The following is a 22,141-nucleotide window of genomic DNA, read 5'->3' as shown; positions in this document are numbered from 1 at the left end:
TACCGAAAGCGCATATGCATCGGCCTCTTCGCATTTTCCTACATCATCGAAATCAGCTGGCTGCCGTATTGAAGCTGACCGCGGTTCTGCTGGCACACCTTCAAATTAATGAGCGGATCGGGCAGCGAGGGATCGCACTGCAACGCGACGGTAAAAAATTCCTGCGCTTTTCCCGTCGCTCCATGCTTCACGGCGATGCAGCCCAAAGCATTGTAAATCATCGCCTTCAGCTTTTGGCTTTTGGCGAGCGGAAGAATCCATTGGAAGTTTTTTTGCGCTTCCTCCGTTTCGTCCATATGCAAGTGGGACATGGCCAAATACATCCTTGCCAAAAGACTGTCGGGATATTGACGGATGACTTGGGAAAACTGCTGCGCGGCCTGCCGGTACATCAGCAGCCGGAAGTAACCTTGACCGCGCACGAATGCGCTTAATTCCATTTCGGGCGAGCTCTGATGAGAAAATAAGGCGGCGGGCACCTCGACATGCTGGCGGAATTCCCCCATCTTTTCCTCGAAGGACAACCATTCATCAATGATGCCGTCGCTCATCGTTTTCAGCATGTTCCATTTCTGGATCAGCTGATGTTTCTGGGGCTCTTCCGCCGTCGGGTAATGTTTCATGATTTCATCTAACATGTGGTTCATTTCCGCGAATACATGCTGGAACATCGCTGCATCCCACCCTTAAACTAAAAATGAAATCAGTGCGGTCACCTGCATTCATTTTTTGTTGAAGCGGCGGTTTTCATTCTCCGCGGAGCCTGCCATTCCTTGTCTTCGTTAGGTGCCGCCCTTAAATGATCGTCGCGTGGACTTCTTTGTTCATCGTCGTCAGCGGCCGGTTCTGTTCATTGACGAACACGACCGTCGGTTTAAAGGTTTTGGCTTCGTCATTGGACATCATCGCATAGGACATAATAATGACCGTATCCCCGGGCTGAACCAAACGCGCTGCCGCGCCGTTAAGGCAAATGACGCCGCTGCCGCGCGGCCCCGGAATGACATACGTTTCCAGCCGGGCGCCGTTGTTGTTGTCGACCACCTGTACCTTTTCGTTCTCGAGCAGGTCGGCCGCTTCCATCAGCTCTTCATCGATCGTAATGCTGCCTACGTAATTCAAATTCGCTTCGGTAACGGTAGCGCGATGTATTTTGGACTTCATCATCGTTCTAAACATGTCTCATTCCCCTTTCGGATGAAGCAAGCTATTGTCGATCAAACGGGTTCGTCCGAATTTGACGGCGAGCGCCATCAACACGGCTCCGTTTTGTTCAAGGACGTTTTCGCCCTCCGCAAGCGGCGTCAGCGCCGGAAATGCCGCAACTTCGACATAGTCGATGTCGGCCAGCGGGGAGTCCATGATTTTTGCGGTCAAAAAGGCTTTGGCTTCGCCCGCGGTCCGAATTTGGCCGTCCTCCAGCGCTTCTTTCGCTTCGCGCAGCGAACGGGAGAGGACCAGCGCCTGCTTGCGTTCTTCAGTGCTCAGGTACACGTTGCGGGAACTGAGCGCCAAACCGTCCTCTTCCCGGATAATCGCGCAAGGGACGATGTTAACGTTAAAATTGAGGTCGTAAACCATCTGCTGGATGACGGCGACCTGCTGCGCGTCCTTCATGCCGAAAAAAGCGGCGTCCGGCTGGACGATGTTAAACAGCTTGGCGACCACGGTCGTCACACCGTCGAAATGCCCTGGACGCGAAGCGCCGCACAAGCCCGAAGTCACCTCGGACACGGCAATTTTCGTTTTGGTCGCCTTCGGATACATCGTCTCCACGGACGGAAGAAACACCAGATCGGCGCCGGCTTTTTCCGCAGCGGCCAAATCTCGTTGTTCATCGCGCGGGTAGGTTTCAAAATCTTCCCCCGGTCCGAATTGGATCGGGTTGACGAAAATGCTGACCACGACGATATCCGTTTTTTCCTTCGCGGCGCGGATCAAACTGGCATGACCTTCATGGAGATATCCCATCGTCGGCACCAAACCGACCGTTTTTTTCTCGTTCGATGATTTTAAATTCTGAATTTCGTTTCTTAGTTCTGCGATGGTTCGAACGGCTTTCATGCTTTATTCACCTTTTCCCGGCCCCGGCCGTACAAATTTTCCACGACATGGTCGTCTGCTGTAAATACATGGCTCTCATCCGGGAAAGAACGTTCTTTCACTTCTTTGACGTATTGAGCCAAACCTTCGCGGATCATCGTTCCGGCATCGCCGAACGTTTTGACAAATTTTTTGGTGCGGTACGGGGAAGCGTATTGGAATATATCATGGAAAACGAGCACCTGGCCGTCAACGCCGCGTCCGGCGCCGATGCCGATCGTCGGGATGGACAGCTGCGACGTAATATAGGCCGCCACCTGTTCGGTTACAAGCTCCAGGACGACGCCGAAGGCGCCGGCTTTTTCGAGAGCTTTCGCGTCTTCCAAAAGGCGTTCGGCATCCTGCTCGTCTTTCCCCTGAATCCGGTATCCCCCGATTTGGTTCACCGACTGCGGAGTAAGGCCGATATGTCCCAGCACGGGAACGCCGGCCGCAACGATCGTCTCGACGGCGGCGCTGATTTCTTTCCCGCCTTCCATCTTGACGGCATGGGCATGGCCCTCCTGCATCAGTCTGCGCACGTTGCGCAGCGTTTCGTCGATGCTCCCGTGATATGTCATAAAAGGCAAGTCCGCGACAACGAAGGTATTTCCCGCCCCCCGGACGACGGAACGCGTATGGTACACCATATCGTCGATGGTGACCGGAAGCGTCGATTCGTAACCGAGCACGACGTTGCCAAGCGAATCGCCGACCAAAATCATATCGACGCCCGCTTCCTCCGCCAGCCGTGCCGTCGGGAAGTCATAGGCGGTTACCATGCTAAGCGCGGTGCCCTCCTGTTTCATCTTTTTCATTTTTACGATGTTAAGCGGATGTTTCACTGCCATAGTGTGCAGCCCCTTTCTTCGGATTATTGCAAGAAAAACAAAAAAACCTTTTTGCAGATCACTAAAAAGGTTCCGAAAGGGCAAAAAAGAGTCACTTGCGATCGTCCCTTCTGTCTCGGTCCCTTCGGCTCAGAGCAGAATCCAACGTATGCTTGCTGTATGCTGTTGTGATTCGATGCACATGCAGAGTGCAGTTCGGTCCAAGTGCCGATACCGCCTCTACATGTGAGTATACCAAATCCCGCGAAAAATTTCATCGTCTAAGTTCGACATCTCCGGAAAAAACAGGGAGTTCCCGCCCATCCTCCGTTACGATCGTCAGCGCTCCGCTGTGATCCAGCTTTTTCGCATGGCCTGTTACGGGCCCCGCCGCCGTATAAACGGTGACTTGCTTGCCTAGCGTGACGGACAGCGCCTCCCACAGCAAGGCGATCGGAGCAAACCCTTCTTGCCGGTACAAATCGTACAAGGCTTCGAATTCCTCCATCACCGCCGCAATGAGCTGCACGCGGTCGATCGCCTCTCCCGCTTCGATTTTCAAAGACGTCGCTACCGGTTTCAGCTCATCCGGGTAATCTTCGGCGTCGAGATTGGCGCTGATGCCGATTCCGGCAATGCAGTAACGGACGTATTCGTCCTCCGCGGCCGATTCCAACAGGATTCCGCATATTTTCCGGCCGTCGACAAGCAGGTCGTTCGGCCATTTGAGTCCGGCCATTACGCCGGTTACTCTGCGGACGGCACGGCATACCGCAACCCCGGTCAGCAGCGTCAGCTGGGGCATGTAATGCAGCGGCTGGGCGGGCTTCAGCACCAGACTCATCCAGATGCCTTTGCCTTTAGGGGAAAACCATTTGCGGCCCATTCGGCCTTTGCCGCCCGTTTGCTCCTCCGCAACGACCAGCGTCCCTTCCGGGGCTCCTGCTTCGGCCAGCTCCCTGGCTTCCTCTTGCGTCGATACGCTCGTCTCGAGCACATCCAGCTTTAGGCCAAAGGTTTTCGTCTTTAACGTCTTTTTTAACGCCGAAGGATCGATTCGTTCGGGTTGGGTTACGATCCGGTAGCCTTTGTTCGGAACGGCTTCGAATTCGTATCCAGCCTCCCTAAGCTTGTTGATTTGCTTCCAGACCGCCGTGCGGCTGACGGACAACCTGCGGCTGATTTCCTCGCCGGACAAAAATTTCTGCGGATTCGCCAGCAGCAAATCCAGCAGCGTTAACTTTTCACTCATCGGTTGATATCACCTGTTTCGCTTCTTCGATTAATCGGTTTTTATCGTTTGGCAGCGCCCGCGAGGCGACCCGCAACAGTAAGTCGTTCAAGATTTCGCCCATCCACGGCCCGCCCTTGCGCCCCGACGCGGCCAGCAGATCCTTGCCCGTAACCGCCAGCTCGGACATCCGGTACACGGCCATTTCCTCGGTCCACGTCCGCCCGTTTTGGATGACGCCGATCGGGTAATCGTTTGCGGCTCCTCCGGAGCTCAGCGTATCCGCCAGCTGCAGCCACGCCTCGGAGCTTTCCCGCCCGAACCGAAGCACGATCCGGATCCACCCCAGCCGGTGCTCCAAGGTATCGCCGATCGCTTTTACAGCTTCCCCGACGTTTAAAATGCCGACAATTTGCTCCCTCATCGCATTGGGGAAGGTCCAGTCCCGGAGGTGAGCATTTGCTTCGTCCGCCGATAACCCGCAGGCCAAAAGAAGAAACGCCCAACGGACCGTGACCCGTCCCGGCGGAATTTCATCGATCAGGCCGATCCATCCCGGTTCGGATGCATGCGGAAAAGGAGCTTTGGCGTAAGCCGGCAGCTTGCTGCGATACAGCAGGCCAAGGCCTCTCGACGGCTTGCTGCCTGCCATCATCTTTTCCAGCTCCACCCGGAACCGCTCCATCGCCACATGGCGGATGTTTTCCCGTTCCTCAAAAAGTCCTCTCCATGTCCGGTACGCAATGCCGAATCCGAACACCGAAGCGAACCGGATGCAGCGAACCATCCGCAGCGCATCTTCTTGAAAGCGCGTTTTTGCATCACCGACACAGCGGATGATGCGGCGGTTCAGGTCCTCTTTTCCGTGAAAAGGGTCTACGACGTTTCCGTCCAAGTCTCTGGCGATCGCATTGATCGTAAAATCCCGCCGCTTTAAGTCTTCCTTCAAATCGCGAACGAAAGCCACCTCGGCAGGCCTTCGATGCTTCTCGTAAGCTCCTTCCACGCGGTATGTGGTTACCTCGAACGCGTAATTCCCGCTAAGCACCGTGACGGTGCCATGCTGGATCCCTGTCGGTACGGTCCGTTCAAACACCGTCTGGACCTCTTCCGGCAATGCGGAGGTGGTGATGTCCATATCGTCGACCGGTCTGCCCATCAGCTCGTCCCTGACGCAGCCGCCGACCCAATAGGCCTCATACCCGTTCTCAAGCAGCCTTGAGACCACTTCTTCGCCTTGCCGCGCCATGGCGGCGTCGGCTTGTTTCCATCGCACCAACATCATTCCTCCTAGCGTAACCCCGAACCCGGGTCAGCCGCAGACCGAATCCAGCTCCGGAACCCCGCGTCCAAGGACGCGGTAATAAATTTGCTCATATTGCTTCGTGATCAGCCCGTCGCAAAATTGTTCGCATGCTCTTTTCAAGCAGGCTTCCCGGAACGTGGCAGCCAACGTTTCATTGGACAGAAGCTGTATTGCGTAATCCGCCATCCGTTTCGTCTCCCCGATCGGAGCCAAAAATCCCGTTTCGCCGTGAACGACAAGCTCCGGGATGCCGCCGGCAATCGAGCCGACCGTCGGCACGCCGCAAGCCATCGCCTCCAGCGCAACCAAGCCGAAGCTTTCTTTTTCCGACGGAAGCAGCAGCACATCCGCCAGCGAAATCACCTGCGCGATGTCGTCCTGCTTTCCAAGGAAAAGCACTTTTTCCTGAAGGCCGAGCTCTTGGATTTTGCACTGCACTTTCGGCAGCTCCGGCCCTTCTCCGACGAGGAGCAGCTTGGAAGGAATCTTTTCATGAACCCTCGCGAAAATGTCGACAACATCCCCCACCCGCTTGACGGGCCGGAAATTGGAAATATGCATCAATATTTTTTCATGCGGCTCGGCGTAATCCCCGCGGAGCGAGGAGATGTCACGCGGATAATAAATCCGTTTGTCCACGAAATTGTACGTCAAATCGATGTCGCGGCTGATGTCGAGCACTTCCCGCGTCTCCTGAATCAAGTCCCGGGAAACGGCCGTCACCGCATCGCTTTCGTTGATGGCCAGCCGGATCAGGTCTTTTAACGACTCGTCCTGCGCCAACACGGTAATGTCGGTGCCGTGAAGCGTCGTCACGACCTTCAGCCGTTCTCCCACCATCTGTTTGGCAAGAAAGGCGCAGACCGCATGCGGCACGGCATAATGGACATGCAAAACGTCAAGCTGCTGCATTTTGGCAACCTGCGCCATTTTCGTCGCCAGCGACATTTCGTACGGCGGATAGCGGAACACGTAATAGTCGCTCACTTCCACCTCGTGATAAAAAATGTTTTTATGAAACGTTCCGCCGAGGCGGAACGGGATGCTGTTCGCGATAAAATGGACCTGATGCCCTTTTTCGGCCAAAAGCTTCCCAAGTTCGGTCGCCACGACGCCGGAACCGCCAAGGGAAGGGTAACACGTGATTCCTATTTTTAATGGTTGGCTCAATTCTTCCTGCCTCCCTTACGAAAAGATGTGTTTAAGATTTTTTGTCCTGAAAGCGAAAGAATATCGTCTATCGGCGCATCTCCACAGAAGACAGTCAGAACTGACCCTCGCGCAGCTGCCGAAGATCAGTCCTGACTTGTTGAAAGGATCTCTACATGAATTTGTCCGCGAGAAACGGCGAACGCGCCGCGAAACCTTCCGCATACGGAATCAGCCGGCGCTGTCCCGTCAGCTTGTCCCGGGAACGGACGCGTTCGATATACCCTTGATTGAGCGGAGTCGAAACGGCATCCTCTTCGCCGAGGGCGCTCTCAAACTGTGAGCGGTAGCAGAGAAGCGCTTGTTCCTTTCTCGCCTGCTCGGCGGTAATGTCGACCATGACATCCGCCCGTCCCATATCATTAATGAAGTAAAAATAAAGCTGGTCCACAAGCACGGCAGGCATGTCCGGCATGTACCGGCGGAGCTTGGCGTTGAACACGGCTTCTTCCACCAGCTTGCTGCAGGCGACATGATCCGGATGCCGATCCTCCCAATAAGGAGCGAACACGATGCGGGGAGCGTAACGCCGAATTTCTTCGGTGATCCGCTGTACATGCTCAGGGGTGATAAACAATCCCCGGTCGGGCAGACCGAGGTTGCTTCGCATCGCCAGCCCGAGTACCCCGGCCGCGGCTTCGGCTTCCTGCCGCCGCCGTTCCACCGTACCGTTCGAAGACATCTCGGCATAGGTCAGATCGCAAATGCCAACGCGGTAACCTGCGTCCACATGTTTGATAATGGTGCCGCCCATGCCGATTTCAGCATCATCCGCATGCGCGCCGAACACCAAAATATCCAGCCTTTCGCTCATTCCTCAACACCAGGCTTGTATTTATGTACGAGCTCGCGCCATGCGAAATCGCCTCGGTCCAATGCTTTCACTAAAATTTCCGCGGTTGCGATATTCGTTCCGAGCGGAATCCCCTGTACGTCGCAAAGCCGCAGCAGCGCGTTGATATCCGGTTCATGCGGCTGTGCCATCAGCGGGTCGCGCAGGAAGATGATCAGGTCCATCTCGTTTTGGGCAACAAGCGCCCCGATTTGCTGATCGCCGCCCAGCGGGCCGGACATGAAGCGGTGAATTTTCAAGTTCGTGTTTTCCATGATCCGTTTGCCGGTCGTGCCGGTCGAATACAGTTCATGGCCTTCAAACACATTTTCGTATGCCGTGACAAAATTGACCATTTCGTCTTTTTTGCGGTCGTGTGCGATAAACGCGATTTTCATCCTGTCCCACTCCTTCGGAAGCTACTCTATAAAATGATCGAATCCGTAAACCATGCCGGTATAACCCATAACCTTTTCGATCGCCATTTTGACACCCGGCATATATCCTGCCCGTTCATAGGAATCGTGGCGTATTTTTAGCGTCTGCCCGAAGCCGCCGAAGATGACTTCCTGCTGGGCGAAAACGCCCGGCAGACGGACGCTGTGAATGCGGAAGCCGTTGTAGTAGCCGCCGCGCGCGCCTTCAATCGTCTCTTCTTCCTTCGGATTGCCCTGGCGAATTTCTTCGCGGTTCTGGGCGATCAGCTCGGCGGTTTTGACCGCGGTGCCGGAAGGAGCGTCCAGCTTCTGGTCCCCATGGTATTCGATGATCTCCAGATGAGGAAAATACTTGGCGGCTTGTGCCGCGAATTTCATCATCAAAATGGCGCCGATCGAAAAGTTCGGAGCGATCAAGCCGCCGATGCCTTTGCTTTGGCACTGCTTGTCCAACTCTTCGATTTGTTCCGGGGTAAACCCGGTGGTCCCGATGACGGGACGGACGCCGTGGGTTACCGCAAGCGCGGTGTTGGCATAAGCGAATTGCGGCGTCGTGAAATCGACGAGCACGTCCGGCTTCGTTTCGACCAAAGCAAGCTCCAGATCGCTTGTCACCTTGACGCCGCATGCCGGCAGCCCGACGAGCGTTCCCGCATCCGTTCCTTCATGGGACCGGTTCACCGCAGCGGCCAGCTGCAAGTCCGGATCCTCGAGAACCAGCTTGACAACCTCTTTCCCCATTCTTCCGGCCGCACCGGCCACGGCAACTTTGATTTGATTTGACATCAGCTTTTCCCCCCGCTTTTCTTCGCTACGTAGTTGAATCATGCAAATAGGCGCTCAACCGGTTTTTGAGCTGATCCAGCATGTCATGCAGTCCGTTATCCTGCGGCTGAAGGGCGATGGCTTCTTTTAATGATGCAATCGCTAGCGCATGCTCGTTGAGCTGGCTGTATGCGACGGCAAGCCAAATGTAAGCCTCTCCGTACAGCGGGTCAAGCCGTACGGCTTCCTTCAGGCCGGAAACGGTTTGGTACAGCTCGCTGGCAGGCGCCATATCCCCGGAATCGAGCACCTTTTTTGCGTCCTGCACCAGCCGCATCGATTGCAGATGATGCAGATTCAGGGCATATTCCGATTTCTCCGGGTCCAGCTCGCAGGCCTTATGCGCATGCTCGAGCGCTTTTTCGAGCCTTCCGCTTCTCGCATAGGTCACGGAGCAGCGGTAACGGATTTCAGCGGAACCCGGATCCTCCGCGGCAGCCGCTTCAAACCACTGAAGCGCCCCTTCGAAATCATTTTGCAAAATGCAGCGGTATGCCTTTTGAACAAATTGTTCGGATTTCATCCTGCCGTACTCCCCCTGTCATTACGGGCTATTGTACAGCATATGTATGACGGGCTTATTCGGTGTCCTTTTTCGTCCACCGGTCGGCGTCACGCGTGTTGAATTTATGCATGACCTTGTCATGCGCCTCCGTCAGGTCGATCCCGAGGGAATTCGCGAAACAGATCGTAATGAACAAAATATCGCCGAGTTCAAGCTCGATCGAGTTTTCTTCCTCCGTGGCTTTTTTCGGTTTTTCTCCGAAGGAATGATTGACCTCGCGAGCCAGCTCGCCGACCTCTTCCGACATCCGCGCCAGCATGGACAAAGGACTGAAATATCCTTCTTTGAACTGGGAGATATACCGGTCGACTTCCCTCTGCATTTCAGCTAGTGTCTTTTCCATCTCGGATGGACCATCCCCCTTTAAATCTGCATGTTCTACCCCGTTAAGACAAGGTATCAGTTTACTCCATATGTTATCGCAAAGGCGAAATGAACACAAATCTTTTTTAAATCCCCCCGAAAAAGGTATACTATGATTGGAGCGAAGAGCTTGTTCTTCCTACTTCTGGTTAATGCGAGGGGTTTCATGACGTTATCAAAATGGATTTCACCTTTGAAAACGGTTTTGCCGATCATTCTCGGGGCCGCGGTTTACGCGTTCGGACTTTTGTATTTCATCATTCCCAACCAGCTTATGGAAGGCGGGGTTACCGGCGTCACCGTCCTGCTCAACTACGCGTTCGCCATACCGCCCGCGCTTTCGACGCTCATTTTGAACATTCCACTTTTCTTGCTTGGACTCAAAATCCTCGGCGGCAGGCAAATGATCTACACCGGCGTCGGCATCGGCGCGCTGACGTTCTTTTTGTGGCTGTTCGAAAAAGGGATCAGCCGGGGCTGGATCACCCCTTTCAAAACCGAACACGATTATATTCTCGCCTCCCTTTATGCCGGCGTCACGCTTGGGGCGGGGCTCGGAATCGTGTTCCGGTTCGGCGGGACGACAGGCGGCTCGGATATCGTGGCGCGGATCTGCAACCGCAAATTCGGCTGGAGCATGGGCCAGATCATTTTGGGCATCGACATCGTCATTATCGGCGCTTCCCTATTTTTTATCCCGAGAGAAAAAATTCTATACACGCTTGTCGCCGTATTCATCTCGTCCAAGGTCATCGATTTTATCCAGGAAGGCGCTTATGCGGCCAAAGCGTTTACAATCATCAGCGACCACGCCCCGGCGATCGCCGACAAAATTACGGCCGAAATGGACCGCGGCGTCACGCTGATTCCGGCCATCGGCGCGTATTCCAAACAGGCCAAGCATATGGCGTATTGCGTCGTCGCCAGGCATGAAATCCGGAGATTGAACGGGATCGTCAAATCGATCGATCCCCGGGCGTTTGTCATCATCAACGACGTTCATGACGTGCTTGGGGAAGGGTTTAAGGAAACCTGATCGCGCCTGATGGCTTACCCTTTTTCACTCGTGGGAACTCAATTCAAAAATGTCTTGGGCAAAAACTCGGGCATAAAACGTTGCGTACGCCAAAAAAAGCTCCTCCGAACTTTTCGTTCAGGGAGCTTTTTGAGCGTTACGTCCTTGGCGTCACTTTTTTAAAGTTGTTTTTTTCGCCTCTATATTTTCGGTAAGCGGTATAAGCGAGGATGACGGCGATAAAAGCCCCTCCCCAAAACAGCCACGGCCATGACCCGTCGACCTGTTCAAGCGGCGCCAGCGCCGGATAATCCTTTTTCTTGCCGAATAACCCGTTAAACATTTCTTCGCCCTGCCCGATCATGCTTTCGACCTCGGCCGGTTTGGGCGTCACCGCATTCACCAGTCCCCCCATGTAAGACATCCAGGAATCCGCCATCGTCACGTCCGAAGGGGTTCGTTGGATGATGACCGCCGGACGAATGACTTCATAATGCTCCTGAAGGCGGTCATACGCTTTTTTCACGGCCAGCATGTCTCCTTGATCGAGCCCTGCCCTCATCAGATTGAGCTCCTCGCGGATCAGCTTGTAATATTGAAGCCAAATCGGCTGTTTGGGATTGTTTAAACTGTCGGCTGCCATCCTTAGTTTGGCGGACGCGGTAAACCATTGATCCTTATCGATCTGCACCCTCGCAATGGCTTCCTTCATTTCGATGATGCTCTCCGACAGGGCGTGCATGCCTTCGACAGTGGTCAGCTTTTGCAATGGGGAGGATTCGAAAATGACGTTGATCTCCTGCAGCTTGGCCTTCGTCTGATTGATGTCGCCTGCAAGGACGTGCTGGTAAAGCTCATCCGCCTTCCGGCTTAACGCTGCAGCCTGCTTGGCGGCATCTTCAGGCCTTTCGGGAACCTGGCGATCGCCCGCATACGCCTGCGGGGCCGCAGCCTGCATGGACAGGATCAAGGCTGCGAACCATATGATAAACCATCGATATTTGCGATTGAACGGTAAACTCCGCAACATAGGACATCCCTCCTACCGTAAATGTATGGCAGAAGGGATGGACATAGAACAAGCTATGCGGAATTGCGTTTGCTCAACCGGAGCACAAGCCAGGCCAGCAGGACGCTGAACAGGGTGAGGCCCAGCGTGAAATTTTGTACGCCTTCAAGATCGTCGCGCAGCACGTCGGGAAGCCACGGGTATACGCCAAACGTGTAATCCACGAAGTCGTTGAGAAACGTCCACGCCGCAGCCGGAATCAGCATGATCGCCCCGAAGCGGAAAAAGCGCACAAACAGCAAAGCTTCGATCGCCATGACCAGATGCGATGCGACCAGCATCCAATCCTGCCATACCAAATGGTCGCCTTGCGCGGCTCCGGCAAAGATGATGCTCACCGCCCATACCCCGTATTTGACGGAGGTGACGACGGCCAGCGATTCCATCAACCGGCTGAATCCTTTGAAAAATGCCGACTGCGGCGGATATAAAAGAAACAACACGCCGATCGTAAAAAAGAGACTTGCCGTCGGGCTGTCCGGGACGAATATCACCTGCCAGACCGCGTTGTGCGCGAGCGTATATTCGATTTGGTCGCCGTACCACATATATCCGTAAACCGTTCCGATCAAATTGCACCAAAACAGGAGCCATAAAATAACCCGGTTGGTCAAAAATGCGCGGCTCCAGAAAAACGAAATGGACACCTGCCGTCCCTCCTGGCGGCATGCGATCATTGTAATCGCCGTGGGGTTACAAATGATCCCTTCCGCTAAAATAGTTTAGTGTACAATGACTGAATAAAAGGACCTTTTTGTATGTTCAATCATGCCATTCATGAACGATACGCCGCCTCTTTAAAAAAACCTGACCGCTTTCACGATCAGGTTTTTTCGTAAGTATATTCGGCTTATTTAGCTTCGGCCTTTTGTTTGGAAAGCCAATCGGCCAAATTATCTATGTCTTTGTCCGTAAGGCCTGCCGCGATCGCATTGTCATACTGCGCCGGCATTCTTCCTTCGTAACCTTCTTTGATAATTTTCATGATCGCCGCTTTATCATGTTTGTCGCCGACACCACGAAGCGATGGTCCGCTGGCACCCTTCATATCGGCAGCGTGGCAAGAGATACAGCCCGCTTTCTTGAAGGATTCCATCGCCGGGTTTTCTTTATCGACAATCGCAATTTCTTGCTGTTGGTTGCCGCTTGTCGTCGGAAGGCCTTTGGCTCTGTTCTCGGCAGCTTTTTCTTCACGCTGAATGTTTTCTGGTACTTGGCCCGTTTCAGCCATTTCCATTTTATAATGATGCCATGCACTGTTCGTCAAATACACGCATGCAATCAAAGAAAGAATCATCAGCGATGAAGCAATCGGTCTGCGATAGAAACGGCGCTCTTTGCCCGTATCAATGAACGGAGCAAGCAGCAGCGAACCGAAGGCAACGCCCGTTACGCCGATCGTACCAAGCACGATATAATCGCCGGATGCATATGGCATCTTCAGGTACTGATACAGGAACAGGAAATACCAGTCCGGCATCGGAATAATCGAAGCGCTCGGATTCGCCGGGAACCACAGTGGTGCAGGCTCAGCGATGGTTAGTACCAAAAATCCTACGAGCACGACAACGCCGACCATCCATTCTTTCAACAGAAAGTTAGGGATGAAAGCTTCCGATTTGCCTGGATACGCGGTGTAATCCGGAGGAGTGATAAATCCTGCGCCTTTTTTAACGCGGGAGTCTCCTACGTATACAACTTTTTCTTTTGAATTTTTCCCGTGTGCCATCGATATTCCTCCCTTCTTATTATAGTGGACCGGAAATGCCCTGTCTGCGGATCATAATGAAGTGTCCCACCATCAGTACGAGCAATACGGCCGGGAGGAAGAATACATGCAGTGCAAAGAATCGTGTGAGCGTTTGCGCGCCGACGATCGTTCCGCCCTGCAGGAATTCCTTGATGATTGGCCCAAGCCAAGGAACGGAATTCGCGATTTCCAACGTAACCTTCGTTGCGAAGTAAGCTTTGTTATCCCAAGGGAGCAGGTAGCCTGTGAGGCCCAGACCCAGCATAACAAAGAAGAGAAGCATACCAACGACCCAGTTCATTTCACGCGGCGCTTTGTAAGAGCCCGTGAAGAACACGCGCATAGTATGTAAGAACATCATGACGATGACAAGGCTTGCGCCCCAGTGGTGCATACCGCGCACGATTTGGCCGAACGCCACTTGCGTTTGCAGGTATTCAACGCTGTTATAAGCGTTAATGATGTCCGGTACGTAATACATCGTCAGGAACATCCCCGACAGAATCTGGATGACCGTGATAAAAAACGTCAATCCGCCAAAGCAGTACACGAAAGCGGAGAAATGATGCGCCGGGTTAACATGCTCAGGCACTTCGTGGTCAGCAACGTCTCTCCAAATCGGCGTGACATCAAGACGTTCGTCAATCCAGTTGTAGACATTCTTAAACATCCGAATCTACGCCTCCTATTTCACTTCAGTATTTGGCTCAACCTGTCCCAAATACACCCAACCGTCCTGCAATTTCAATTTGTACGTATCGAGCGGTTTAGGGGCTACAGCCAAGTTCTTGCCGAGTTTGTTGTAACGTGCGCCATGGCATGGGCAGTGATACTCGTCAGGGAAATTTTTATCATTGTTCCAGCCGACCGTACAGCCAAGGTGTTTACAGATCGGGGACAACGCATAGATCTTCCCTTTTTCATCCTTACGGATCCAAGCCGTCAATGTTGCCTTGCTCGCATACCATCCATCCTGCTGCTGGAGTTCAAAAGAGAATTCCTGAGGCTCGTCTGTAATTTTGCTTTCTTCCACGACCTTAATGAATTCGCCTTCACCTTTTTTATGCAGAATCGGATCAACTGCAAACCGCACCATCGGGAGCACAGGCCCCATAGCCATAAATGCGGTTGCACCACCTAAAGTATAAGCAAGAAATTGTCGACGGGACATTTCTTTACGCCCGGGTGGTTTCTCAGATGGTTCATGGTGGTCATTTTGGTTGCTCATAATGTCTTCAACCCCCTTTGTCAACCAATTCTTTAAGTGCTTTCAATGATTATCATCACACGACTTACTAGGACATAATAATAATATATTAGCCTTATAAGACCGTCAAGAATATCCAGATCTTTTTATTCTATAGTTGAAGAATTAACCAAATAAATTGTTGAATTTCTGTCACAATTACTTCTTAGGTTCAGGAATTCCATAATTTATGAATTTCACTCTGCACAATCCCAGCCAATTCTTTGCCCTCCTCCGCTTGAATGGCCGGCCGCGCCAGGATCAAATCGGCATCCGGAAGATCCTTTTCGGGGAGGCTGCAGTCCGCCGACATTACAACCACATGCTTAAACCCGGCATTTTTCACGTTTCGGCAAATTTCATTCAAAAGCGACAGTTCCTGCTGCAATCCGTATTGGAACGCAGGATATGTAATCATTCTCCCCTTAAACGGAATCTCGACCAGGTCCAAGAAATCCCGCAGCCGCTCCAGTGCCGCCGTGGCCTCGATCGGGTTTTCGTTCCCGGTTAATCCGGTGTAGGGAATGAGACAAGTGTCAAAATACGGCTGAAGCTCCTGCCACGACGACTCGTCCACTTCGCTGAATTTCATCGATTTCACCCTTCCATCATTTTTCTCCATTATATTTCATATTATGCCTTGTCTGAAGAAAAAAAGAAATGCAGCCAGCTTATCCGCTGACTGCCTTCTATTTTTGCTTAATTCAGCAACCTCAGTTCATCCGTTAGATTGCGGAAAGCCGATTCGTCTCCGGTGGCAAGCGCGCGGTCGATTTCGCGGTAAAGCTCCTCGCTCCGGTGTTTGCGCAGCGCTTCGTCCCATACCATTTCGGCAGCCAGCCCCAACATGACTTCATACGTAGCTTTCATTTTATCCATAGGATGCACCTCCAAACATTGTCTAGAACATCCTATACTCCTTCCCCTTCTCCACGTAATTTTGGGTTGTACGGTACATTCGCTGCAAATCCGCTTCCGTCAATTCGCGGACTACTCTTGCGGGAGAACCCAGGGAAAGCGTATAGGGTGGGATTTTTTTGTTTTCAGTAACGATACTGCCTGCACCTATTAAAGCATATTCTCCAATTTCGGCTCCGTTCAGGACAATGGCCCCCATGCCGATTAATGTACCTTTACCTATCGTGCACCCGTGAATGATGGCGGAATGTCCAACGGATACGTCGTCAGCCACGATCAGCGGCTCATCCGTATTCACGTGCCCGACGGTTCCGTCTTGAATGTTGCACCGCTTGCCAATCACGATTGGCGCCATGTCGCCCCGAAGCACGGCATTGTACCAAACGCTCGAGTCCGCTCCGATCTGAACGTCCCCGATAATTTTCGCCCCTTCGGCGACGTATACGGAAGGGTGAAGCTTCGGCATATGCTGACCGTAACGCAATAACATTTCTCATCACTCCTAACTTTGGGAGTGATTTTAACAACTTTTCTCAGCTCTTGTCAATGGACGAATGAAGTTTTCCTTCGCCCAAAACGGAGCTCTTGCCGGCGATCCGGAGTCCCCAGGCCGTCATTTGTACGACGGGGCCGTGCTCGCCGCTTTCTCCGATCCGCAGCAGACCTAAATGGAGCATCATTTTCATGATGCGTTCATTGAGAATCGATTCCGCGGAGTCGTAGTAGTAGGGTTTGATCAACCAGCCGATCGCCTGATGCAGCGACGACACGGTGACCCAATCCTTGGCGCATTCGCTCATCCAGTATACCAATGACGTCAGGTTAGGGATGGCTCGTTTATATAGCCTTAACCAGAAACGGAACATTTGCACCATGCTCTCTTTCATACCGCCGTCTATCATTTCCGTTCCTTTCGGAGTCAGAAAAAGCCGCCCCACGTCTTCGGCAATGTACTCGTTGTAGTATGCAAAATCGTACAGCAAAGCAAACCGGCTTGGGTAAGAGCTGAATGATCTGCCATATCCGAAACGCCATCCGCCTTTGGCGACCAGCGGCTCGTTGACATGCAGCATGTCCATCACTTGCTGCTGTTGGCGACGATACATCACGGACTCCTGATTAAGCTCGATGTCCTGATCGCGGACATACCGTAAAAACAGCAGCAGATCTTCTGCATACAAATGCTGCTCTTCCCGATAAACGTCCGGTTCCCCGGCTCGGAGCACCCGTTTGCGAAGCATGGCGCCGAGCTCTTGACGAAACCTATCCTTCAGGTCATTCGGCATTTGGAACAGAAATCTCGTGCTTTGAGTCATTCCGTTGAACAGCCATCCGCTCCGTTTATACCTCGCGATCGCTTCCCTGGGACTTTCCGCTTTATGCTTGTCCTGAAGCTCCGCATCAAAAGCGGACTGCCCAATGATCGCTTGCAGCTCTTCCAGGCTGTAGGAACTCCGGCCGTCAAACAAGAGGGTGTTGAGAAAACGCAAATCTTTTGCCGAGCTGCTGCTGACCTGATGCTCGATAAATTCCCTACGGTTTAGCATAACCAAAATGCTCTGGATCAGTTCATGTTTGGAATTCCGCTTGCACTCGCATTCGTAATGCTCCGCAATGGTCGTCAGCTGGCCGATGTCCGCATATGTCAGCATATCCGCTAAATTCATCTCTGATCGCCTCGCCGTTTTACTACCATTATGGGAATTATTACAATTTTTATTCGGCGCAGGCAAAAAAAATAACCCGAACCAAAGTCCGGGTTATTTTTTGGCGTCAAGGAGATGACGCGTGCAATTATAAAGGAGAGGGACCCATTCCAAATCCTTTTTCTCCAAAATCGTCAATGACAGATTGCCGATCCGTTCCGTAAACCGGTCCTTGTAAAGCGCGCGGTATAACTGGGCAAGAAATCCGCCATGGGAGACAACCAGCATGTTTTTGTCGGGATACGTTTTCCCCATGTCCTCCATAAAAGCAAGAGCGCGTGCCGTGATTTCCTCATCCTTTTCCTGCCCAAGCTCCCTGCTGTTCCAGTCATGCCCCCACTTGCTTTCGCGCTCTTCCAAAGTCAGTCCCTCGACCTCTCCGTAGGACCGCTCGTTCAATCGGACGTCGGGTGCAAGCATCGGAATGTTCAACCTGGACGCGATGATCCTGCCGGTTTCTTGCGCACGGGACAGCTTGCTGCTGATCAAGAAATCCCAGGCGTACGGTTCTCTTAACAATCTTTCGGCAAGGAGATCCGCTTGTCTTCTCCCTTCGTCGTTTAGCGGGATGTCGCTCCGTCCTTGAATTTTGCCCAGCATGTTCCAATCCGTCAGGCCATGCCTGATCAGGCCGATCATCATGATTCATCCCGCCTTCCGCCGCCTTATTTCCTAAAGTGAAAAACGTTACTTGCGCATATGGCTGAGGCGCCGCAGCGAAAGCAAAGCCATCGCAACCCCAAGCACCGATAAAATCATCCAATACTGCGGGTGGGTCGGCCCCATACTCACGACAAACGGTTCGATGATGCCGCTGTTCGTTGCCGGGATGTTGTAGCTGACATGGCTAAGTTCCGCGCTTCCGGCAATCCCCGTCGGCAAAATGCCGGTCGCCGATTCGGCGCTTTCCTTCGCATCAGGTTTATCCATAAGCACGAAATAGAGAAAGCTGCACAGAAAAACCATCACGAAACCCGCAATCCATATCGACAACCGTTTCCTTGTCGACGCAGGCACGTCGAACGGCTTGCCCTGATCCGGAATGAGCCATGGAGATTCCCGGTAAATCCGGTCCATGACGTTCCGGTTGATCTCCTCCGCTTTTTCTTCGGAGGCTTCTTCCTGCAATTCCAAAAAATAGCTGCGGCTTTCCATCCATATATCGAACTCCGCCGCACAATCGCTGCAAGTCGTGATGTGCATTTCGAGTTCCCGCCATTTGGGGTCGTTTTCATTCAAATCCGATATCAGCCCGAATAACTCTTGAGCCTCATCGCAAGTCATCTGCTTTTCATCCCTTCGTATTGTTCATAATGATGCTCATAAAAATACGGTTCCAGCTGTATTTTCACGCTGGATCGGGCTCTGAACAGCAAGGATTTGACCGAACTGACGCTTTGTCCTAATATATCGGCTATTTCCTGGTAGTCGAGCTGGTCATATTCCCGAAGGATCAAGGCAGACCGCTGTTTCTCCGGCAAATTGTTGATGGCCTCGCGTACAAGCTCCACCTTCTCATTGCGCAAAATGGCTTGTTCCGGAGCAATCTCGGCCGGCGCAACGGGCGTCACCCCGCTTTCCTCCAAGGGAACATGGGCGCCTTTTTGTTTTCTCAGCTCGCTGAGCACGGTATTCCGTGCAATCGTGTACAACCAGGTAGAGAATGACGCATCCACTTCCCGGAAGGAGTGCAGGCTGCGAAAAGCCTTATAGAATGTCTCGGAGCATAAGTCCTCGGCCATGAGCTCCATGTGGGAGCTTTTCAGCATATGATAAACAAAAGCCAAAATTTTCCGTTGATAACGGCGCATTAATTCAGAAAAGAGCTCCACGTTGCCCTTCTTGATTTCCCTAATCATCTGGGAATCCGTCATTTTTATGTAACCTCCTCGCCCGTACAAAACCTCCCCGTTCGATTCAGTCGTATATAAGTACCGAACAGGATCTGAAAAGTTGCGGTCATTTATTTATGTTGGCAATCCGTGTCATCCAAACGTATGTATTGGCAAATTCCCCAACGATTCTACAAAACTATCTCTCTCATTGTAGCACATTCAAGTATAACCGTCAGTCGAGCCGTGCGCAAATCGCCCGTTTTTTCGCGCTAAAGCAAGAATGCTGCCGAAAAAAAACAGTCCATATTCTCTTAGACGGAACAAACTCTTAAAAGGTTACTAGAAAATTCATTTTTTTCGAAACAAAATGCGTAGGCGCGATCCATCAATAATTCTCTGCGGTGAAATATCGCTTATTATAAATAACACGTCGGACAAGTTTTAAGTTGCCGAAAAACAAAAAAAAGACCGCGAAATATTCGCGGTCCGTTGTTCACCTGGGAACAACAATTTATTTGGATAGGAGTGGAGAGAAACCATACTGTACTTTTATTATATGTATACGTTTTCATTTTGTCAACCCTTTATTCGGACTTGATTTTCAACAATGCGGATGGACAAAAAAACCGCGCCAAATCAGGCATCCGCGGTCGTTCACACCAGGGCCGGATAAAAAAAGAAAACATGGACTACAGCGATATGCTGTAGTCCATGTTATCCAGCAGTTCTTTGGCCCGCTCCAGATCCGTTTCCTGGCGGAAAGACAGCCTCATGATGCCGGGCACGTCTTCCCTGCTCTCGATAATTTGGATGTTGCTGAGATTGATCCGGTTTTCGCCGAGCACGGTCGTGATTTTGCCGATGATGCCCGGATGGTCGGGAACGTCGATATACAGGTCGAACGTCGAAGCGATCATACCTTTGCGGCGCTCCGGAAGCTCGCTGCGGAAATCATTGGCTTTGGCGAAAGCCTGCATGATGCCTTCCCCGTCTTCCTCCTGCAGCATCCGGACGAACGTCGAAATCTCCTCGTTCCAGTCCGTCAGCATTTGCAGCATGACGTCGCGGTTGTTCAGCAAAATATCCCGCCATATGATCGGATCGCTCGACGCGATCCGGGTAATGTCCCGGAATCCGCCGGCCGCCAGTCTCCGGTACAAGGCGTTGTCCTGATTGTAGTCGCATACCTGGTTGACAAGGGCAACCGCGATGATATGCGGCAGGTGGCTGATCGCCCCTACGATACGGTCATGCAGAGCAGGATCAACCTTCACGATTTGAGCGCGCGTATAGGTTAACAGCTGCACGAGGGAATGATAGGCCTCTTCAGGCAAGCCGGGCGGCGGCGTCAACACGTAATACGCGTTTTCGAACAAAAGCGGCGTTGCCGCTTCGACTCCGGAACGCTCCGATCCGGCCATCGGGTGACCGCCGATGAAATAGGCCTCCCCGAGCGACAGCTTGGCGGCCGTGGCGGCGATGCTGGCCTTCGTGCTGCCGACGTCGGTGATGATGCAGCCCTTTTTCAAAGGCAACGTGCTGAGTTTCGTCAAATACTCGTCCAGTTTGCCGACGGGCACGCACAAAAAAATAAAGTCGGCATCCAGTGCCGCTTCCTCGATCGAAAGCGTGGCTTGGTCGACAACGCCACGACTGATATATTTGTCCACGGATGCGGGACGATGGGCATGACCCACGACGGTAATCCCCGGCTTGCCTTTAAAGCAAAGAGCCAGGGATCCGCCGATCAGTCCCACTCCGAAAATAGCGATTTTCGTCGTCATGGTACCTCACTTCATTGTTCGCATCCTATTGCACATGAGCCTTTTCTATGTTTAATACTTGCTCAAGGGCATGAATAAATGCTTTATTTTGATCCGGAGTACCTACGCTTACCCGAATATGGGTCGGGTATTTGCTGTGGCCGGCCCGGATGATGACGCCCTTGCGGAGCAACGCTTCGAAGATTTCCCCCGCCGGCTTGCGCACATCCACCATAATGAAGTTCCCGTGCGCAGGGAAATATTCGAGGCCGAGACGGTCGAATTCGGCCTGCAGCTGTTCGATGCCTGCCCGGTTCGCCTCGCGGCATTTGGCGATGTATTCCTGGTCTTTCAGAGCGGCTTTCGCGGCAGCCTGCGCTACGCGGGTCGTGTTAAACGGTTCTCGCACCTGATTGATCAGACGGATCACCTCGGAATTTGCGATGCCGTAGCCGATCCGCAGCGATGCCAATCCGTAAATTTTGGAGAACGTCCGCAGGACGACGACGTTTGGATGTTTGTCGATATAGCGAATGCCGTTCGGATACGAAGGATCCGTAACGTATTCGCTATAAGCTTCGTCCAGTACCACCATGACGTGAGCGGGCACTTTATTCAGGAAAGCCGTCACTTCCTGCTCGGACAGGAGCGTGCCGGTCGGGTTGTTCGGGTTGCAGACCCAGATGATTTTCGTCCGTTCGTTGACTTTTCCGAGCATCGCATCCAAATCATGTTTTCCGTTTACGAGCGGCACTTCGATGCATACCGCCCCTTCGATGTCCGCATTGCTTTTATATACGGAGAAGGTCTGGTCGGCCATGATCGTCTCATCCCCCGGCACGAAAAACGCGCGGGCGATCAGTGCGATAATTTCGTCGGAACCGCAACCGAAAATGATCTGGCCCGGGTTTACGCCGAGGAATTCCGCGAGATTGGAAGTCAATTCCACCGCGCCTCCGTCGGGATACAGGCTGATATGCTCAAGTTCGGCCACGATGGCTTCCTTCGCCTTCGGCGAAGAGCCGTACGGGTTTTCGTTGGAAGCCAGCTTAATGACCTCGTCCAGTCCGAGCTCCCGCTTTACGTCTTCGATCGGTTTTCCCGGCTGGTAGACGGGGAGATTTCCAATTTGAGATTTTGGTCTCACAATAACCACTCA

General features: G+C 52.6%; 27 protein-coding genes. 1 reads left to right on the top strand and 26 read right to left on the bottom strand.

The window, feature by feature from the left end; genetic code table 11:
* Window positions 1–38: 38 nt before the first annotated feature.
* The 12 genes from RJP21_RS09615 to RJP21_RS09560 form a co-directional block, all read right to left on the bottom strand.
* Window positions 39–671, bottom strand: coding sequence for a tetratricopeptide repeat protein (locus RJP21_RS09615; protein WP_310859078.1), 633 nt, complete (start codon window positions 669–671; stop codon window positions 39–41).
* Window positions 672–795: 124 nt separating this feature from the next.
* Entirely contained in the window at window positions 796–1,179 is a 384-nt protein-coding gene (gene panD / locus RJP21_RS09610) for an aspartate 1-decarboxylase (RefSeq protein WP_310859077.1), read from the bottom strand.
* A 3-nt stretch (window positions 1,180–1,182) separates the two neighbouring features.
* Window positions 1,183–2,064: a pantoate--beta-alanine ligase gene (gene panC / locus RJP21_RS09605; RefSeq protein ID WP_310859076.1), complete on the bottom strand. Its 882-nt coding sequence runs from the start codon at window positions 2,062–2,064 to the stop codon at window positions 1,183–1,185.
* Complete coding sequence (panB, locus tag RJP21_RS09600; protein WP_310859075.1) at window positions 2,061–2,933, bottom strand: 3-methyl-2-oxobutanoate hydroxymethyltransferase; 873 nt, start codon at window positions 2,931–2,933, stop codon at window positions 2,061–2,063. Before panB ends, panC begins: the two co-directional genes overlap by 4 nt.
* Window positions 2,934–3,186: 253 nt before the next feature.
* Window positions 3,187–4,164 (bottom strand): biotin--[acetyl-CoA-carboxylase] ligase, encoded by a 978-nt coding sequence (locus RJP21_RS09595; protein WP_310859074.1) that lies wholly within the window; start codon window positions 4,162–4,164, stop codon window positions 3,187–3,189.
* On the bottom strand, window positions 4,157–5,425 hold the full coding sequence (locus tag RJP21_RS09590; RefSeq protein ID WP_310859449.1) for a CCA tRNA nucleotidyltransferase: 1,269 nt from the start codon (window positions 5,423–5,425) through the stop codon (window positions 4,157–4,159). The genes RJP21_RS09595 and RJP21_RS09590 overlap by 8 nt, the downstream gene beginning before the upstream one ends.
* A 30-nt stretch (window positions 5,426–5,455) precedes the next feature.
* A complete protein-coding gene (gene bshA, locus RJP21_RS09585; RefSeq protein WP_310859073.1) occupies window positions 5,456–6,619 on the bottom strand; it encodes an N-acetyl-alpha-D-glucosaminyl L-malate synthase BshA in 1,164 nt (387 codons plus the stop codon).
* A gap of 151 nt (window positions 6,620–6,770) precedes the next feature.
* A complete protein-coding gene (bshB1, locus tag RJP21_RS09580) occupies window positions 6,771–7,472 on the bottom strand; it encodes a bacillithiol biosynthesis deacetylase BshB1 (protein WP_310859072.1) in 702 nt (233 codons plus the stop codon).
* Window positions 7,469–7,888: a methylglyoxal synthase gene (gene mgsA, locus RJP21_RS09575; protein WP_036710090.1), complete on the bottom strand. Its 420-nt coding sequence runs from the start codon at window positions 7,886–7,888 to the stop codon at window positions 7,469–7,471. Before mgsA ends, bshB1 begins: the two co-directional genes overlap by 4 nt.
* 21 nt (window positions 7,889–7,909) lie before the next feature.
* Entirely contained in the window at window positions 7,910–8,713 is an 804-nt protein-coding gene (gene dapB, locus RJP21_RS09570; RefSeq protein ID WP_310859071.1) for a 4-hydroxy-tetrahydrodipicolinate reductase, read from the bottom strand.
* Window positions 8,714–8,738: 25 nt separating this feature from the next.
* Window positions 8,739–9,275, bottom strand: a complete 537-nt coding sequence (locus RJP21_RS09565; RefSeq protein ID WP_310859070.1) for a tetratricopeptide repeat protein — start codon at window positions 9,273–9,275, stop codon at window positions 8,739–8,741.
* 55 nt (window positions 9,276–9,330) lie between these two features.
* Window positions 9,331–9,660, bottom strand: coding sequence for a nucleotide pyrophosphohydrolase (locus RJP21_RS09560; RefSeq protein WP_160041320.1), 330 nt, complete (start codon window positions 9,658–9,660; stop codon window positions 9,331–9,333).
* 186 nt (window positions 9,661–9,846) lie between these two features.
* On the opposite strand from RJP21_RS09560, the gene RJP21_RS09555 reads away from it, so the two are divergent.
* Window positions 9,847–10,716, top strand: a complete 870-nt coding sequence (locus tag RJP21_RS09555) for a YitT family protein (RefSeq protein ID WP_310859069.1) — start codon at window positions 9,847–9,849, stop codon at window positions 10,714–10,716.
* Window positions 10,717–10,852: 136 nt separating this feature from the next.
* On the opposite strand, the gene RJP21_RS09550 is transcribed toward RJP21_RS09555, so the two are convergent.
* The 14 genes from RJP21_RS09550 to hisC all read right to left on the bottom strand — a co-directional run bounded on the left by RJP21_RS09550 (window position 10,853) and on the right by hisC (window position 22,129).
* Window positions 10,853–11,725, bottom strand: coding sequence for a sporulation protein YpjB (locus RJP21_RS09550; protein ID WP_310859068.1), 873 nt, complete (start codon window positions 11,723–11,725; stop codon window positions 10,853–10,855).
* A 53-nt stretch (window positions 11,726–11,778) separates the two neighbouring features.
* Window positions 11,779–12,411 (bottom strand): DUF1405 domain-containing protein, encoded by a 633-nt coding sequence (locus tag RJP21_RS09545; RefSeq protein WP_310859067.1) that lies wholly within the window; start codon window positions 12,409–12,411, stop codon window positions 11,779–11,781.
* 203 nt (window positions 12,412–12,614) lie between these two features.
* A complete protein-coding gene (locus tag RJP21_RS09540) occupies window positions 12,615–13,493 on the bottom strand; it encodes a c-type cytochrome (protein WP_310859066.1) in 879 nt (292 codons plus the stop codon).
* Window positions 13,494–13,512: 19 nt separating this feature from the next.
* Window positions 13,513–14,184: a menaquinol-cytochrome c reductase cytochrome b subunit gene (gene qcrB, locus RJP21_RS09535; protein WP_160041310.1), complete on the bottom strand. Its 672-nt coding sequence runs from the start codon at window positions 14,182–14,184 to the stop codon at window positions 13,513–13,515.
* A 15-nt stretch (window positions 14,185–14,199) separates the two neighbouring features.
* Window positions 14,200–14,742: a Rieske (2Fe-2S) protein gene (locus RJP21_RS09530; protein ID WP_201452138.1), complete on the bottom strand. Its 543-nt coding sequence runs from the start codon at window positions 14,740–14,742 to the stop codon at window positions 14,200–14,202.
* Between the two features lie 190 nt (window positions 14,743–14,932).
* Complete coding sequence (locus tag RJP21_RS09525) at window positions 14,933–15,352, bottom strand: DUF2487 family protein (protein WP_310859065.1); 420 nt, start codon at window positions 15,350–15,352, stop codon at window positions 14,933–14,935.
* 107 nt (window positions 15,353–15,459) lie between these two features.
* Entirely contained in the window at window positions 15,460–15,639 is a 180-nt protein-coding gene (locus RJP21_RS09520) for an IDEAL domain-containing protein (RefSeq protein WP_036710053.1), read from the bottom strand.
* Window positions 15,640–15,661: 22 nt separating this feature from the next.
* Window positions 15,662–16,168, bottom strand: a complete 507-nt coding sequence (locus tag RJP21_RS09515) for a gamma carbonic anhydrase family protein (protein WP_310859064.1) — start codon at window positions 16,166–16,168, stop codon at window positions 15,662–15,664.
* Window positions 16,169–16,211: 43 nt separating this feature from the next.
* On the bottom strand, window positions 16,212–17,345 hold the full coding sequence (locus RJP21_RS09510) for a hypothetical protein (RefSeq protein WP_310859063.1): 1,134 nt from the start codon (window positions 17,343–17,345) through the stop codon (window positions 16,212–16,214).
* A 93-nt stretch (window positions 17,346–17,438) separates the two neighbouring features.
* The gene (locus RJP21_RS09505) at window positions 17,439–18,026 is read right to left on the bottom strand and encodes a histidine phosphatase family protein (RefSeq protein WP_310859062.1); all 588 of its coding nucleotides are present in this window, start codon (window positions 18,024–18,026) and stop codon (window positions 17,439–17,441) included.
* Window positions 18,027–18,071: 45 nt separating this feature from the next.
* Entirely contained in the window at window positions 18,072–18,668 is a 597-nt protein-coding gene (locus tag RJP21_RS09500; RefSeq protein ID WP_310859061.1) for an anti-sigma factor, read from the bottom strand.
* Window positions 18,665–19,258, bottom strand: coding sequence for an RNA polymerase sigma factor (locus tag RJP21_RS09495; protein WP_310859060.1), 594 nt, complete (start codon window positions 19,256–19,258; stop codon window positions 18,665–18,667). Before RJP21_RS09495 ends, RJP21_RS09500 begins: the two co-directional genes overlap by 4 nt.
* Window positions 19,259–19,908: 650 nt before the next feature.
* Window positions 19,909–21,003 (bottom strand): prephenate dehydrogenase, encoded by a 1,095-nt coding sequence (locus tag RJP21_RS09490; RefSeq protein WP_310859059.1) that lies wholly within the window; start codon window positions 21,001–21,003, stop codon window positions 19,909–19,911.
* A 25-nt stretch (window positions 21,004–21,028) separates the two neighbouring features.
* Window positions 21,029–22,129 (bottom strand): histidinol-phosphate transaminase, encoded by a 1,101-nt coding sequence (gene hisC, locus RJP21_RS09485; RefSeq protein WP_310859058.1) that lies wholly within the window; start codon window positions 22,127–22,129, stop codon window positions 21,029–21,031.
* Between the last annotated feature and the right edge of the window lie 12 nt (window positions 22,130–22,141).

Origin of the sequence: Paenibacillus sp. VCA1, from assembly GCF_031583795.1 — a bacterium.
GTDB classification, from domain to species: domain Bacteria; phylum Bacillota; class Bacilli; order Paenibacillales; family Paenibacillaceae; genus Paenibacillus_AQ; species Paenibacillus_AQ albilobatus.
The sequence above is the reverse complement of the archived record's forward strand: the minus strand, read 5'-3'. Positions and strand labels throughout refer to the sequence as shown.